We start from the raw sequence: 14,922 nt of genomic DNA, 5'->3' as shown, positions 1-14,922 counted from the left end.
CAGCAAGAGCAGTAAAAGGACGCAGCAAAATGCGCCAGACAATCGTTATTTCCCTTGCACTTACATGTGCCCTGGCCCTCACGGCCTGCCAGAAATCCGCCGACGGCGAGGTTTCCCGCGCGATGGCCTCGGTGAACGCCGTAGACGAAAACGGCCTCTCCGACATCATGCTCACAGTCGCCGACCCCAACGAGGCCGTCAGCTACTTCAAGCGCTCCAGCAGCGAGAACCCCAAGCGGATCGACCTCAAGCGCGGCCTCGCCATGAGCCTCGTGCGGGCCAAGAAGAACACCGAGGCCGTCGCCGCCTGGCGCGCCGTCGTCAAGCACGAAGACAGCACGCTGGATGACAAGGTGGACTTCGCCGACGCCCTGCTGCGCAACGGCGACTGGAAGGAGGCCGAGACCACGCTCGACGGCATCCCCCCGACCCACGAGACCTACAAGCGCTATCGGCTTGAGGCGATGGTGGCCGACAGCAACAAGGAATGGAAGAAGGCAGACAGCTTCTACGAGATTGCCGTTGGCCTCACCACCAAGCCCTCCGGCGTGCTCAACAACTGGGGCTACTCCAAGCTCTCGCGCGGCGACTATCCGGGCGCCGAAAAGCTCTTCGTCGAAGCGATCCAGTACGACCCCGAGCTGTTCACCGCCAAGAACAACCTCGTCCTCGCCCGCGGGGCCCAGCGCAACTATCAGCTGCCGCTGGTTCAGATGACGCAGGTGGAGCGTGCGCAGCTGCTGCACACTGCCGCGCTGGCAGCCGTGAAGCAGGGCGACGTCGAAACCGGCAAGGGGCTGCTGCAGGAGGCGATCGACGCCCATCCGCAGCACTTCGAAGAGGCCGTTCGCGCGCTCCGGGCGCTTCAGAACAACGTCACCAACTAAGGCGGTCGCGGCGCGATGCTCGCCCCCGCCTACCCCAGCCTTTGGTTTTTCTGGCTGACCGCGCCGATCTGCTTTTTCGTCGCGTGGTCAGACATGGCCCGGATGAAGATTCCGAACAAGGCGGTGATGGTCACCGTCGCGGTCTTTGCCGTGGCGGGGCTGATCTTGCTGCCATTCACCGATTACGCCTGGCGCTGGCTCCATCTCGTGGTGGTTCTTGTGATTGGTTTTGTCATGAACATGGTGGGAATGCTGGGCGCGGGGGATGCAAAGTTTGCCGCCGCCATGGCCCCTTTCATCGCCGTGGGCGACCTTTTCAACGTCATGATGCTCTTCGCGGCGATCATGCTGGCGGCCTTCTTCACCCATCGCCTCGCGCGTGCCATCCCGCCGGTGCGTAACCTCGTGCCGCATTGGGAAAGCTGGAAGCGCAAGGATTTCCCCATGGGTCTGGCACTGGGCGGAACGCTTGCCGCCTATCTCGCCATGGCGGCGAAATACGGCTTGCAATAAGCCACTCAACCCTTCCGAAGCAGGATATAGAGAGGCGTGCGCTCGACTTCTTCCAGTGTCACGCCACGCTCTTCGATCCGCTCCAGCACCAGCTTGCGCACCGGCGGCAAAACCGGGCAGAGCGGCACCAGCACGTAGTCAGCCGTGTCAAAACCTGGGAGCCCGCCGTAATACCAGGGCGCGCCATTCTCCAAGGGCTCGAACTCGCCGAAGAGCCAGATCGAAGAGAACAGGTCGGCGAAGAAAATCCGTTCGCCCCGGTGGCCGCCTTCCTCAAGGCTCCGCGCGATGGAGTCGAACCAAGCGGGCAGGCCCAGCATGATCTCGCACTGCTCCAGCGGCACGCCGTTGAGCATGAGCGGCTCTTCCCGTTCGGCCCGCACGGCCCATTCTTCCATCCCGCTGCCCGGTCCATCCATTGGCACGCGCTTTTCGGCACGATGGGCCCGGATACTCGCTGTCTTCAGGTCCCCGTGAAGCGTTGCACGAGGCAGCAACGGTGTGTGATGCTCGGGGTTCTGCCCGAGGTGACGGAGCGGGCTGTATGTGAGGTTGATGGCCGAGGGCACGATCATCGCAAAGGCCGCCGCCGCCGCGAGTCCGACTGCATTGCGCATGTCCCAGCCGAAGCTGTTTTTCACCTCGTGTCCCGGCCGCGCGGCAAAGAGTAGGATGCCGAGCAGCAAAAGCCACTGAGGATCATTCCCGAAATTCTGGAAGGTAACGTAGAAGAAGCCGGGGGTCAGCAGAAGGAGCATCATGCCCTCAACGGATTTGCCCCCCTGCCGCAGCAGGATGACCCCCGCCAGAAGGACCAGCGAGCCGCCAATGTAAGCGGGCGCGGCGACAACGGCGGCAAAGGGCTCGCCCGGGTTGGAGCGCACCTCCGAGGCGGATACGCGAAGCAGGTCACGCAGATAGGCCAGCCAGAAATCGACACCGGCAAAAGCCGTCACAAGCGCAGCCACGATGAGGCCCGTGGTGAGCGCCGCCACAAAGCTGCGGTTTTGCTTGTGGGCCAGCAGACCCACCGCCACAGGCAGCACGAAGGCCGCGAAATATGTGACCTTGCAGAGCGCCATGAAGGCAAGCGCGAGGCCCACCACTACCCCATCGAGCAGCTGGTTGCGGCGCTCCGGCACGGGCGGCAGCGTGGCGATGAGAATGGCAAGGAAGGCCGCAGCCCAGGCCCATCGGTTGTAATGCATCGAGATCGAAACCGAGCGCTGCGCCTCGCCATGCACAAGGGCCGTGGCGAGCACGATCACCACTGCACCGAAAAGATAGGGCCAGTAGCCTGTGAGCCGCGAGAGGCCCGCGCGCCACGCCAGAGGCACGAGGCACAGCCCCACCAGCGCCTGTGCATAGAGGATGGCATGCCCCACCCCGGCACCGAGCTTTACGAAGAGGGCGATGGGGGCGAAGGCCATGAAGCCGATCGGCGTCATGAAATCCAGATGTGGCCACTCCCCGTCAGCCATGCGGAAGACAATCTCCAGCAAATGCAACATGTCGCCTTCGTGCTTGCCTACGAGCAACTGCCCGCGCCACATGGAAATTCCAGCTTCAACAGCCAGAACCGCCAGCAAAAAAGCGAAGAACCTTCCTGAGTTTGTCTTTTTCATCGCTGCTCTTGTCCATTTTTTGGCCACATTAGCGATGCACAGTCCGGCTAACCACGGGTATTGTCCACGCGTTGGGCGGTTATCGGGCGAAACTCGGGGAATTTTTTTGACGCGCGCCAATAAGAGCAGGTGACCCGGATGAATATGGAAGTGGCCAATGTGATTGCGCCTCCCGCACCGAAGCGGTTGGAAGACATGCAGTTGCCCCTGGTAATGATGCGCGACATCGTGCTGAAGACCATTTTCCGCAAGAACGTGGAAACCGTGGCCGAGATTGCGCCCGCCATCTGCCTGCCGATCCCCGTGACACAGGAACTGGTGGACCTTGCCCGCACGCAAAAGCTGGTTGAAGCCACCGGCTCGATGACGGCGGGCGGCTCCGGTGAGATGGGCTACCAGCTCACAGATGCAGGCAAGGCCCGTGCGCTCGATGCGCTGGCTCAGTCGGAGTACTACGGCGCCATGCCGGTGCCGCTGGAGGTGTATCAGGAGCAGGTGAAGCGCCAGTCGATCCGCAACATCCAGATCACCCGCCAGCAGCTGACCGACGCGATGGGCCACCTGATCCTTCCCGACAGCCTGCTCGACCACCTCGGCCCGGCGGTCTCTGCCGGTCGCTCGATCCTGATGTATGGCCCCCCGGGCAACGGAAAATCCTCGATCTCGAACGGTATTCGCGATGCGATGGGTGACAAGATCTTCATCCCCCGCGCCATTGAATACGCCGGTCAGGTGATCACCGTCTTTGACCCGATCGTGCATACCGCCGTCGAGGAAGAGGCCGACGACCCCAACAGCCTGCGCCGCACTTCCGGCCGCTTCGACACCCGTTATGTGCGCTGCGAGCGCCCGACCGTGATCACCGGCGGTGAGCTTTCCCTCTCCATGCTCGACCTCGTCTACAACCCCACCGCCCGCACCTATCAGGCGCCGCTTCAGCTGAAGTCGTCGGGCGGCATCTTCATCGTGGACGACCTTGGCCGTCAGGCCGAGCCGCCGCAGGCGCTGGTCAACCGCTGGATCGTTCCGCTCGAAGAGAGCAAGGACATCCTCGCCCTGCAATCGGGCGAAAAGTTCGAGGTGCCTTTCGACACGCTGGTGATCTTCTCCACCAACTTCCACCCCAACGAGATCTTCGACAAGGCGGCGCTGCGCCGGATCTTCTTCAAGATCAAGATCGACGGGCCGGAGCAGGAAGATTACCTCAAGATCTTTGCCATGGTCGCCAAGAAGCGCGGCATGCCGCTGGATCAGGATGCGCTGATTCACCTGCTGAAGGTCAAGTATCCCGAGATCGACAACATCTATGCCAACTATCAGCCGATCTTCCTGATCGACCAGATGATCGCGATCTGCGAGTTCGAGGGCATCCCCTACCAAATGACGCCCGAGTTGATCGACCGCGCCTGGGCGAACATGTTCGTCAAGGAAGAGACCATCGTGCACTAAGGCCCGTCGCCTCAGCCACGGATCAGGAACGCGGGCCTTCGGGCTCGCGTTTTTTCGTATCAGGCTGGCACGGTGTACGTGATAGCCCGCCGGCTGATGACATTGATTTCCTACAGGGGCCGCTGCGCAATGCCGACACGTTGAAGCGCCCGTATCGTAAACCGGGCCGACGATCGCGTGGCCCTTGGCCATTGGCTGAGTTCCTAGGCGAAGGGTGCCGCATTCAACGTCCGCCGATTTCGCTCATGACTGGCACACGATCCCGGGCAGAACACAGCAAACCTTCATGCCGTGGACGGGCCATGTTCCAGGGGCAACTCACGCAGGGCAAGCGAGACGAGGCACGCCACCACCGCCACCACCGCGCCCGCCCAGAAGATCGGGTGCAGCGCCATCGAGAAGCCACGGGTCACTTCCTGCTGTGCCTCCGGTGGCAGGCTCGCCAGTGTGGCGGCACTGATCGAGCTCAGGCTGGCCTCACCGGGCAGAACACCTGCAACGTTGTCCGCCAGCCCGGTGCCAAAGAGCGCGCCGAAGGCCGCCGTGCCGATGGAGCCGCCAATGAGGCGGAACATGTTGGCCGAGGCGGTGCCAACGCCCAGCATATGCCGCGGCACAGCATTCTGGATAGCGGCCACGCCGATGGAAAACACCGGTCCGAGACCAAGCCCGACGCAGATCATCGACACCGCCACGAGCCACAGCGGCGAGCCTTCGGAAAGCGTTGAAAGCGACACCATTGCAAGCGCCAGAAGCCCGGTGGAGAGCGTTGGCATGATCTTGTAACGACCGGTGCGCGCCATCACCTGTCCGGCCCCCGTAGAAGAGGCGATGAGCCCGGCCATCATCGGGGTGAGGAAAAGCCCTGACACGGCAGGCGAGACACCCTGAACCACCTGCAAGTAAAGCGGAATGAAGGTGATGGTGCCAAACATCGCCACCCCCACCATGAAGCCCACTGAGTTGACCACAAGGAAGGTATTGTTGCGGAAGAGCCCCAAGGGGAGAATGGGCTCTTCCGCACGCCGCTCGGCAATGACGAACCCGGTCGCAGCCGCAGCGCCCAAGGCCACGAGGCCGAGGAACTCAGGGCTGCCCCAGGGGAGGACCGTCCCACCGAGGTTGGAGCCGAGAACCGCCACCGAGAGCACGGTGGCCAGAAGCCCGGCGCCTGCAAAATCGAGCTTGGCCTTGCTTTCGCGCACGGGTGTTTCGAGGGCAAAGCCAAGCACCACGAAGGCCAGCAATCCTACAGGAAAGTTGACGAAGAAGATCCAGTGCCAGCTCAGCGCCTCCACCAGAAAGCCGCCAATGAGCGGACCGATCACGGTTGAGACGCCGAAGACCGCGCCGAGAAGCCCCTGCGCCTTGCCGCGCTCTCGCGGCGGCAGAACATCGGCCACAACGGCCATCGACACGACGATAAGCCCGCCGCCACCAAGCCCCTGCACCGCGCGGCCCACAATGAGCATCCCCATCGACTGCGCGCATCCCGCAATCGCCGCACCGAGGACGAAAACCAGAATACCGCCCTGTATCACGATCTTCCGACCGAACAGGTCGCCGAGTTTGCCGCTTATCGGGGCACCGATCGTTGAGGCGAGCAGGAAGGCCGTTATGATCCAGGTGATGTGATCGACACCGCCAAGATCCGCCACCATCGTGGGCATCGCCGTTGTAACGATTGTCTGACCGAGGGAGGCAAAAAGCAGCGTTGCGGCAACGGCCACCATGACCAGACCAACGCGGCTCTTGGGCGCTTCTTCGGCCAATAAAGGCTTTTCGACTGCTGCACGCACATGTATTCCCTTCACATTCAAGCCGTCGGGCTTGGTGAAACCGCTTGAAGTATATATGTGTTGACAGCATACATATGTCAACAACACTAATTAGGGGAGTTGCATTGGGCGACAGAGATCGGGAAGTCGTAGAGAAGCTCGAGCATGTCGGCGTGGGGGAATCGCTGGCCCAGAGCGCACTTGAACTCGACGCCATCATGCAGCGCTGGCGCCGCCGGGTGTTCAAGCGAGAGCTTGGTGTGCGGGCCGTGCGCGAGCTTGGCCTGAAGGTAGAGCTGGCAGAGCTTGACGCGCTGATCGCCGTCTGGCGGCCGGCCAATGAGTTCGGGGACGAAACGAGCGGTGAAACCACGGTCGGAAGCGTGGCAAACCGTCTGGGCATCGACCCGTCCCGCGCCTCTCGCCTGACAACCGAGCTAATCCGCAAGGGTTTTGTCCGCCGCGGCGTCAGCCAGGAAGACGCACGCCGCGCCATCCTCCAAGTCACGCCCGAGGGGGACCGGATCGTTCACGCCGTGCGCGCCTTCAAGTTCTACACGCTCGGGCATTTCCTGAAGAGTTGGACCGAAGAAGAGGTTCGCACGTTCGTCCCTCTTCTGGAGCGTTTTTCCAGCTGGTCCGAAGAGCCGGATGATCCGAGCGGCGTTATCGTGTCCGAAATCGCCGCGCTGCGCGATAGCCTTTCCGACCTGACGTCAGACCCTGAAACCCGCTAAACCCGCATGGCCGCGCTTCCGCCGCGTTTCCGGGAGTGGTTCGCCACTCATGGCTGGGACCCACACCCGCACCAGCTGGAAATGCTGGAACGCGCCGAAGAGCCGGCGACGCTGCTCATCGCGCCTACGGGCGGCGGCAAGACCCTCGCAGGCTTCTTGCCCTCTCTGGTCGAACTGGCCGACGGCGCGCATGACGGCCTGCACACGCTCTATATCTCACCGCTGAAGGCACTGGCCTCCGACATCCGTCGCAACCTGCGGCGTCCGGTCGAGGATATGGGCCTGCCTATCCGCATCGAGGATCGCACCGGCGACACCTCTGCCACCGCCCGCAAGCGTCAGCGCGCCGATCCGCCGCATATCCTTCTGACCACGCCAGAGTCCCTCGCGCTTCTCATCTCCTATGAAGACGCCCCGCGGATATTCGCAGGGTTGTCGCGCGTGGTGATTGACGAAATTCATGCTCTCGCGGAGAGCAAGCGCGGCGATCAGTTGATGCTCGCCCTCTCCCGTCTGCAGGCGCTTGCCCCCGGGCTGCGCCGCGTGGGCCTGTCCGCCACGGTCGAAGATCCGCCCGCCCTGGCACGCCAACTCGCCCGGCACCCCGATCCCTGCCCTGTCATCATGGCCGATCCGGGCCCCCTGCCCGACATTGCCATGCTGGACACTGCCGCTCCGCCGCCCTGGGCCGGAGGTGGGGCGGCCCACGCCATCCCCGAAGTGCTGGAGCAGGTCCGCGCTCACCGTACGACGCTGATCTTCCATAACACCCGCGCGCAGGCCGAGATATTCTTTCACAACCTGTGGCTTGCGAATGCCGATTCCCTGCCCATCGCAATTCACCACGGCAGCCTCGCCCGTGCACAGCGCCAGAAGGTGGAAGATGCCATGGTGGCGGGTGAGCTGCGCGCCATCGTCTGCACCGGCACGCTCGACCTCGGGATCGACTGGGGCGATGTCGACCTTATCATCCAGATCGGCGGGCCAAAAAACGTGAAACGCCTCGTGCAGCGCATTGGCCGGGCCAACCACCGCTACAATGCACCCTCGAAAGCCCGGCTCGTGCCCGCCAACCGTTTCGAAGTGCTGGAGTGCCGGGCGGCACTGGAGGCCGCCGCCGAGCATGATCTCGATGGTGACCCGCGCGGCCCCGGCCCCCGCGATGTGCTCTGCCAGCATATCCTCATCCGCGCCTGCGCCGGGCCGTTCGACGAGGGCGAGCTGTTCCACGAGGTAAGGACGGTGGGCGCCTACGCCAGCCTCTCTCGTGCGGCTTTCGATGACTGCCTCGAATTCTGCGCAACGGGCGGTTACGCCTTGCGCGCCTACGACCGCTGGCAAAAGCTGATGAAGCGCGATGGCCTCTGGGGCCTGAGAGATCCGCGTGCCGCGCAACGCATCCGGATGAACATCGGCACGATACAGGACACGGAACTGCTGAAGGTGCGTATGCGCGGGCGCGGCGGGCAGCCCTTGGGCGAGGTCGAAGAGGCCTTCGCCGCCTCCCTTACAGAGGGTGATACCTTTCTCATCGGTGGCCAGATCGTTCGTTACGAAGGGTTGAAGGAGATGACCGTGCAGGTCTCCCGCTCCGCCAACAAGACGCCGAAGATCGCCGTGTTCGGCGGCACGAAGTTTTCCGCCTCCACCCGCCTCACCGCGCGCATTCTCGAGTTGATCCACGGCAATTGGGAGGACCTGCCCGGAACGATCCGCGACTGGCTCTCGCTCCAGCGAGACGTGTCCCTGTTGCCACGAAGCGACCGCCTGCTTGTCGAGAGTTTCTCGCATGACAGCCGCGCGCACACCTGCCTCTACGGCTTTGCCGGGCGCAACGCGCAACAAACACTGGGCCTGCTCGTTACCCGCCGGATGGAAGAGCTGGGGCTCGACCCTTTGGGTTTCGTCGCCACGGATTACGCCACGCTCATCTGGGGGCTGGAGCCGGTGGAAGACCCGGCACCGCTTCTTGCCCCACAGGTGCTGCGAGACGTGCTGGAGGGCTGGCTGGCGCGCAATGCCGTCATGAAGCGCACCTTCCGCGCCTCGGCGACAATCGCCGGGCTGATCGAGCGCAACCTGCCGCAAAACCGCAAGAGCGGGCGCCAGGCGACCTTCTCCTCCGATATCCTCTATGACACGCTTCTGAAGTACGACCCGGACCATCTCCTGATGCGGATCACACGGGAGGAGGCGATGAAGGGGCTGGTTGATTTCGGACGTGTGGAAGAGATGTTGGCGCGCGTCGCCGGGCGGATCGACCATGTCACGCTCGACCGGGTGACGCCCATGGCCGCCCCGCTCCTTCTTGAAGTGGGCAAGGTTCCGGTGGCCGGCAAGGGGCGGGAACGGCTGGCCGAGGAAGAGGCCGCCGCGCTCATGGCCAAGGCGGGCCTCACCGGCTAGGGCTTGCAGAAATCCGACATTCCGATCTAAGAACGGAACATGAACGCCCACGCTTTCACCTTTGCCGGTTGCCACCTTAAGGCGCGCGCTTCAGGTGCCCTCTGGATGCCCGAGGCGCGCCTGCTCTGTGTTTCCGACCTGCACCTTGGCAAGTCGGAGCGGATGGCACGGCGGGGCGGCGCGCTTCTGCCACCCTACGAGACCGAGGAAACGTTGGCGCGGCTGGAGGCCGAGGTCGAGGCGCTCGCGCCTCGCTGCGTGGTGTGCCTGGGCGACAGTTTCGATGATCTGGGCGCTGCCCTCGCCATGCCCGAAGGTGTGCGACTGCGGCTGCAGGCGATGCAGGCGGGCCGGCGCTGGGTTTGGATCGAGGGCAATCACGATCCGGGGCCAGTAGAGCTTGGCGGTGCGCATCGCTCTGACCTTGCCGTGCAGGGGCTTGTCTTTCGCCACATTGCCACCCAAGGCTGCGCGCCCGGCGAGGTTTCAGGCCACTATCACCCCAAGCACCGCCTGCCCCGCTCGGGCACATCGCGGCCCGCCTTCGTCTACGACGAGACCCGGCTGATCCTGCCGGCCTTCGGCGCCTATACCGGCGGCCTGCGCTGTGAAACACCGGCGCTTCGCAACCTCTTCGCGGCGCGGGCTATCGCCGTGCTTACGGGCCCGCGCGCCCTGGCCGTGCCTCTGGCGTGAAACGCACTACCATCCTTGGCAGCAAAACCAAGGAGGAGCCGATGGATTCCACGACGGAAGGCAGGTTGATTGCCCAACGCCAGATGATCGCGATGATGGTCGCCGGGCGCGGGCGCGAGGAAATTCTGCACTGGCTTGAAGAGGCCATGCGCGACGGGCAGGAAGATCCGGGCGCTGTAAACGAGGAAGCCTTTGCGATCGAAGGCGCGCTTGCCGACGAGCGGCAGGCGCTGGCCCGCGAAATTCGTCTGCGGTCAGGCGGTTAGCCCTTCCGGCTCTGCAAGCCCGTGCGCGCGGCAGCAGGCCGTGACCGTGTTGGCAAGAAGGCAGGCGATGGTCATCGGCCCAACCCCGCCCGGAACGGGCGTGATCGCCGCGGCATTCTCAGAGGCCTCAGCAAAGGCCACGTCGCCGATCAGCTTGGTCTTGCCCGGCTTCTCCGGGTGCGGAACGCGGGTGATGCCAACGTCGATCACCGTGGCGCCCGGCTTCACCCAATCGCCCTTTACCATCTCGGCACGGCCAACGGCGGCGATGAGAATATCGGCGCGGCGGCAGACCTCGGGCAGATCACGGGTGCGAGAGTGGGCGATGGTCACGGTGCAGTTGTCACGCAGCAGCAGTTGCCCCATCGGCTTGCCAAAGAGGTTCGAGCGCCCGATTACCACGGCATCTTTGCCGGTGAGGTCGCCGAGTTGGTCGCGCAGCAACATCAGGCACCCGAGCGGGGTGCAGCTCACCAGGGCCTCGCCGCCGGTGGCGAGCAGGCCTGCGTTGGCGACGCTGAGCCCGTCGACATCCTTCGATGGGTCGATCCGCGCCACGGTGCGGCGCTCGTCGAGATGGTCGGGCACAGGAAACTGGCATAGGATGCCATGCACCGCGGGATCGGCATTGAGCCGGTCGATAAGGGCAAACAGCTCGCCCTCGGGCGTATCGGCAGGAAGCTTGTGCTCGAAAGAGGCCATGCCCACTTCAACCGCCTGCCGGTGCTTGGCCTGCACGTAGACCTCGCTCGCCGGGTCTTCCCCCACAAGCACCACCGCGAGGCCGGGGGTAATACCGTGCTCGTCTTTCAGGCGCGCCACATGGCCCGCCACTTTCTCGCGAACCGTTGCGGCAAAGGCCTTTCCGTCGATGATGTTTGCGCTCATGGGGCTCTCCATGTGAAAGGGTTTTGCATTGCTGGGTCTGCGGCGGCGCGGGCCGCTAGCGGTCTTCCCCGCCGGTTCCGAGGTGCTGCTGCTCGCGGGCCACGTAGAAGTCGATCATTTCCCGCCACATCGCCCGCGCCAGCTCCGGTGCAAACCCGGCGGCCTCGGCCTTCGTCGTGACGTTCTCCAGAACCGCCGCACTGCGGGAAGGGGCGGCGGCTGAAATGCCCGCCGCCTTCTTAAGTGCTGGAACGCAATCCACATGGGCCTGCCGCTCAGCCAACAGGGCGATCAACTCGCCGTCGATCTCGTCGATCTGGGCGCGCATCTCGGCCATGGTGTCGATTTCGGCAGGGCTCTTGCGCATCAGAACAGTCCTTCCACCTCTCCGGCGTCGTTCAGCCCGATGGTTTCTGCAGCCGGATGGCGCGGCAGGCCGGGCATCGTCATGATTTCACCGCATATCGCCACCACGAAGCCTGCGCCAGCCGAAAGCCGAACCTCGCGTACCGGCACCGAATGGCCGGTGGGCGCACCGCGCAGGCCCGGGTCGGTCGAGAAGCTGTATTGCGTTTTGGCCATGCAAACCGGCAAGTGCCCGAAGCCGGCCTCTTCCCACGCGCGCAGCTGGTCTCGGATCTTCTTGTCGGCCAGCACCTCATCGGCGTGGTAGATGCGCGTAGCAATGGTTTCAATTTTCTCGAAAAGGCCCATCTCGTCGGCGTACAGGGGCGCAAACTGCGATGCGCCGCTGTCGGCGATTTCAGCCACGCGGGTCGCCAGCTCTTCTGTGCCTTTCGAGCCTTCGGCCCAGTGCTTGCAGAGGATCGCCTCCGAACCCATCTCGGCCACGTAGTCCTTCACCGCCTGCACCTCGGCATCCGTGTCGGAGATGAAGTGGTTGATGGCGACAACGACCGGCACGCCGAAGCTTTTTACGTTCTGGATATGCCGCCCGAGGTTGGGGCAGCCCGCTTGAACGGCTTCCACGTTCTCGGCCCCGAGGTCGGCCTTGGCCACGCCACCGTTCATCTTCATCGCGCGGACGGTCGCCACAAGCACCACGCAATCGGGTGCGAGCCCGGCCTTGCGGCACTTGATATTCATGAACTTCTCGGCCCCGAGGTCGGCCCCGAAGCCCGCCTCGGTCACCACGTAGTCGGCCAGCTTGAGCGCCGTCGTTGTGGCGATCACCGAGTTGCAACCATGAGCAATGTTGGCGAAGGGCCCGCCGTGCACGAAGGCCGGGTTATTCTCCAGCGTCTGCACGAGGTTGGGCTGCATCGCGTCCTTGAGCAGCACTGTCATGGCCCCTGCCGCACCGATCTGGGCGCAGGTGATAGGCTCGCGGTCGCGGGTGTAGGCCACAATGATCTGGCCAAGCCGCCGCTCGAGGTCTGCAAGATCGGTGGAGAGGCAGAGGATCGCCATGACCTCCGAGGCCACGGTAATGTCGAACCCGCCCTGCCGGGGGAAGCCGTTGGCGACGCCGCCAAGGCTCACCACCACGTCGCGCAGGGCGCGGTCGTTCATGTCCATCACCCGCCGCCAGACCACCCGGCGCTCGTCGATGCCCAGCTCGTTGCCCCAGTAGATGTGGTTGTCGATCATCGCCGAAAGCAAGTTGTGGGCGCTGGTGATCGCGTGGAAGTCGCCGGTGAAATGGAGGTTCATCTCCTCCATCGGCACCACCTGGGCGTAGCCGCCGCCCGCCGCGCCGCCCTTCATCCCGAAGCAGGGGCCGAGCGAGGCTTCGCGAATGCAAATCGCCGCCTTCTTGCCAATGGCGTTGAGTCCATCGCCAAGGCCCACGGTGGTGGTCGTCTTGCCTTCGCCCGCCGGGGTCGGGTTGATCGCGGTGACGAGAATGAGTTTGCCGTTCTCCCGGCCTTTCAAGCCCGAGATAAACTCCTGGTCGACCTTTGCCTTGTCGTGGCCATAGGGCAGCAGGTGATCGGCCGGGATGCCCAGCTTGTCTCCGATCTCCTGGATCGGGCGTTTCTTTGCCTCGCGGGCAATCTCGATGTCAGACTTGACGCTCATGGGGCCTCCCTCCTCCGGTTGCGGTGCTACAAAGGTGGTAGCGCTCGCGCCAGCCGGGGTGGGGGCCTATTGCGACATATTGAGGCGCGGAAACGCCGGAGTGGGGAAACCGAAGCGGCGGATCGGAAACCCTGTCAGGCCCCAGCCCAGGCGGGCTGATCTGGAATGAAGACCGTGAGGGTATCGCCAAGGGCAATCCGCCCCGCCCGCTCGATCCAGCCCGTCACCCCGCGCTTGCCCATTGCGGCGACCTTGAAGCCCTTGCCGTGGCCGGGGTGGGTGTCTTCGATCTCTCTGGCCGGAAAGTTGCAGGGACCATTCTCTACATCCACTGTTATCGTCGCGCCCGAGGGGGCCTGAAGCCGGGTCCCGGGCGGGATGTGTGAAAAGTCCGGCAGGCCGGAAATAACGAGCGATGCACCGAGCAGGTCCGGAGAGAGCACATCGAGATCGAGCGTTGTGGCAATTTCGGCCAGTTCCTCCGCAGAGAGGATCGAGAGTTGCCGGGTATTGCGAATTATCGTGCCCCGTTCCGGATAGAGCGCCAGTACGCGTGAGCAGGAGGGTCGCGTTGCCCCGCCATGGTCTTCGCCGGGAAAGCCATCTAGCGTCGCCTCGGCGGCTTCCAGCGGTTCGGCGCGCAGCGTGTCCTCGCGGCTTTCGACCCAGCCCAGCCACGTCACGGTGGCGGTTGCATCGATCTTCTTGAGTCCGGCCATGGCGCGCTCCTTCAACTGCTGCGCCGGACCGTAAGGAAGAGCCGCCGGAAGGGAAAGAGCACAGAGCCGTCGGGGTCGGGCGGATAAGCCCGGGCCAGTTCGGCCTCATAAGCGGCCAGAAACCGGTGCTGCTCTTCGGCGTTCATCCGCGCGGTATAGGGCCGCATAAAGGTGGACTGCGTAAAGAGCCGCACCGGGTGGCCGTCCGGGGCGGGAGCGAGGCGTTGAAAATAGGTGGTTTCCCACGCCTCGGTCATCCCGAAGGGCGCAAGCAGCCGTACATAGCTGTGCGCCTCATCCACGGGTGAGCGGGGGCTATCGAAACGGGCAGGAAACAGCTCGGCGGCGATTTCATGGATCAGCCGGTGCGAGGGTGCATCGTGCTGCCGAGGCATCTGAACAGCGAGTTGGCCGCCCGGAGCAAGCAGCCGCAACAGGCGCGGAAATAGCCGGGCATGATCTGGGAGCCATTGCAGGGCTGCGTTCGAGTAAATCAAGGCAGGCGGCGTGTCCGGCGCCCATTGGCCAGCGTCATCCTCGATCAGGTCGTCATAGGCAGAAACAGCGCGCGCCTTGGCAAGCATGGCGGCCGAATTGTCGATCCCGATGAGCCGGTTTTCGGGAAAGCGCGACGCAAGCGCGTCTCCCATAGCGCCGGTGCCACATCCGAGGTCAACCACCGGGCCCTCCATGAGCGGCCCGGTCTGCGCCAGCAGGTCCATGGCCGGTCGCAGGCGCGGGGCGGCGAAGCGCGCGTAGAGATCACTGTTCCAGTCTGACATGGGTACCTCATTTGGTATGCAATCGTATACCAACTTTACCCGCGCCAGCCAAGCCCGGCCAACGGCCCACCCCTCGGAGCGAGAACGAGCCACCAAAAGCAAAAACGCCGCGCATCAGCGCGGCGTTCTCATG

Annotated in this window: 14 protein-coding genes; 7 read left to right on the top strand and 7 right to left on the bottom strand. The window is 64.0% G+C overall.

Going from position 1 to position 14,922, the window contains the following annotated elements; genetic code table 11:
- Positions 1–29: 29 nt before the first annotated feature.
- Positions 30–887 (top strand): tetratricopeptide repeat protein, encoded by an 858-nt coding sequence (locus tag DYI42_RS06675; RefSeq protein WP_213545150.1) that lies wholly within the window; start codon positions 30–32, stop codon positions 885–887.
- Positions 888–902: 15 nt separating this feature from the next.
- Positions 903–1,400, top strand: a complete 498-nt coding sequence (locus DYI42_RS06670) for a prepilin peptidase (RefSeq protein ID WP_213545149.1) — start codon at positions 903–905, stop codon at positions 1,398–1,400.
- 5 nt (positions 1,401–1,405) lie between these two features.
- Here DYI42_RS06670 and DYI42_RS06665 read toward each other — a convergent pair whose 3' ends face one another.
- Positions 1,406–3,025: a hypothetical protein gene (locus DYI42_RS06665; RefSeq protein ID WP_213545148.1), complete on the bottom strand. Its 1,620-nt coding sequence runs from the start codon at positions 3,023–3,025 to the stop codon at positions 1,406–1,408.
- 138 nt (positions 3,026–3,163) lie between these two features.
- Here DYI42_RS06665 and DYI42_RS06660 point away from each other — a divergent pair, with 138 nt between their 5' ends.
- Positions 3,164–4,474 carry an ATPase gene (locus DYI42_RS06660; RefSeq protein ID WP_213545173.1) on the top strand — a complete coding sequence of 437 codons (1,311 nt, stop codon included), beginning with the start codon at positions 3,164–3,166 and terminating at the stop codon, positions 4,472–4,474.
- A gap of 284 nt (positions 4,475–4,758) precedes the next feature.
- Here DYI42_RS06660 and DYI42_RS06655 read toward each other — a convergent pair whose 3' ends face one another.
- Complete coding sequence (locus tag DYI42_RS06655; protein ID WP_342344617.1) at positions 4,759–6,273, bottom strand: MDR family MFS transporter; 1,515 nt, start codon at positions 6,271–6,273, stop codon at positions 4,759–4,761.
- Between the two features lie 104 nt (positions 6,274–6,377).
- Here DYI42_RS06655 and DYI42_RS06650 point away from each other — a divergent pair, with 104 nt between their 5' ends.
- The 4 genes from DYI42_RS06650 to DYI42_RS06635 are packed head-to-tail and all read left to right on the top strand — an operon-like array spanning position 6,378 to position 10,357.
- On the top strand, positions 6,378–6,989 hold the full coding sequence (locus tag DYI42_RS06650) for a MarR family winged helix-turn-helix transcriptional regulator (RefSeq protein ID WP_244867642.1): 612 nt from the start codon (positions 6,378–6,380) through the stop codon (positions 6,987–6,989).
- A gap of 6 nt (positions 6,990–6,995) precedes the next feature.
- Positions 6,996–9,395 (top strand): ligase-associated DNA damage response DEXH box helicase, encoded by a 2,400-nt coding sequence (locus DYI42_RS06645; protein WP_213545146.1) that lies wholly within the window; start codon positions 6,996–6,998, stop codon positions 9,393–9,395.
- A 39-nt stretch (positions 9,396–9,434) separates the two neighbouring features.
- Positions 9,435–10,091, top strand: a complete 657-nt coding sequence (pdeM, locus tag DYI42_RS06640) for a ligase-associated DNA damage response endonuclease PdeM (protein ID WP_213545145.1) — start codon at positions 9,435–9,437, stop codon at positions 10,089–10,091.
- Positions 10,092–10,132: 41 nt separating this feature from the next.
- The gene (locus DYI42_RS06635; RefSeq protein WP_213545144.1) at positions 10,133–10,357 is read left to right on the top strand and encodes a hypothetical protein; all 225 of its coding nucleotides are present in this window, start codon (positions 10,133–10,135) and stop codon (positions 10,355–10,357) included.
- On the opposite strand, the gene folD is transcribed toward DYI42_RS06635, so the two are convergent.
- The 5 genes from folD to DYI42_RS06610 form a co-directional block, all read right to left on the bottom strand.
- Positions 10,346–11,245: a bifunctional methylenetetrahydrofolate dehydrogenase/methenyltetrahydrofolate cyclohydrolase FolD gene (folD, locus tag DYI42_RS06630; protein WP_213545143.1), complete on the bottom strand. Its 900-nt coding sequence runs from the start codon at positions 11,243–11,245 to the stop codon at positions 10,346–10,348. The two genes, DYI42_RS06635 and folD, sit on opposite strands and share 12 nt — an antisense overlap.
- A gap of 55 nt (positions 11,246–11,300) precedes the next feature.
- Positions 11,301–11,612, bottom strand: coding sequence for a chorismate mutase (locus tag DYI42_RS06625; RefSeq protein ID WP_244867641.1), 312 nt, complete (start codon positions 11,610–11,612; stop codon positions 11,301–11,303).
- Entirely contained in the window at positions 11,612–13,288 is a 1,677-nt protein-coding gene (locus DYI42_RS06620; RefSeq protein WP_213545142.1) for a formate--tetrahydrofolate ligase, read from the bottom strand. Before DYI42_RS06620 ends, DYI42_RS06625 begins: the two co-directional genes overlap by 1 nt.
- A gap of 134 nt (positions 13,289–13,422) precedes the next feature.
- Positions 13,423–14,007, bottom strand: coding sequence for an MOSC domain-containing protein (locus DYI42_RS06615; RefSeq protein WP_213545141.1), 585 nt, complete (start codon positions 14,005–14,007; stop codon positions 13,423–13,425).
- Positions 14,008–14,018: 11 nt separating this feature from the next.
- Positions 14,019–14,789: a methyltransferase domain-containing protein gene (locus DYI42_RS06610; RefSeq protein WP_213545140.1), complete on the bottom strand. Its 771-nt coding sequence runs from the start codon at positions 14,787–14,789 to the stop codon at positions 14,019–14,021.
- Positions 14,790–14,922 lie beyond the last annotated feature (133 nt).

It is taken from the genome of Vannielia litorea, from assembly GCF_018424695.1.
GTDB lineage: Bacteria > Pseudomonadota > Alphaproteobacteria > Rhodobacterales > Rhodobacteraceae > Vannielia > Vannielia litorea_A.
The sequence above is the reverse complement of the archived record's forward strand: the minus strand, read 5'-3'. Positions and strand labels throughout refer to the sequence as shown.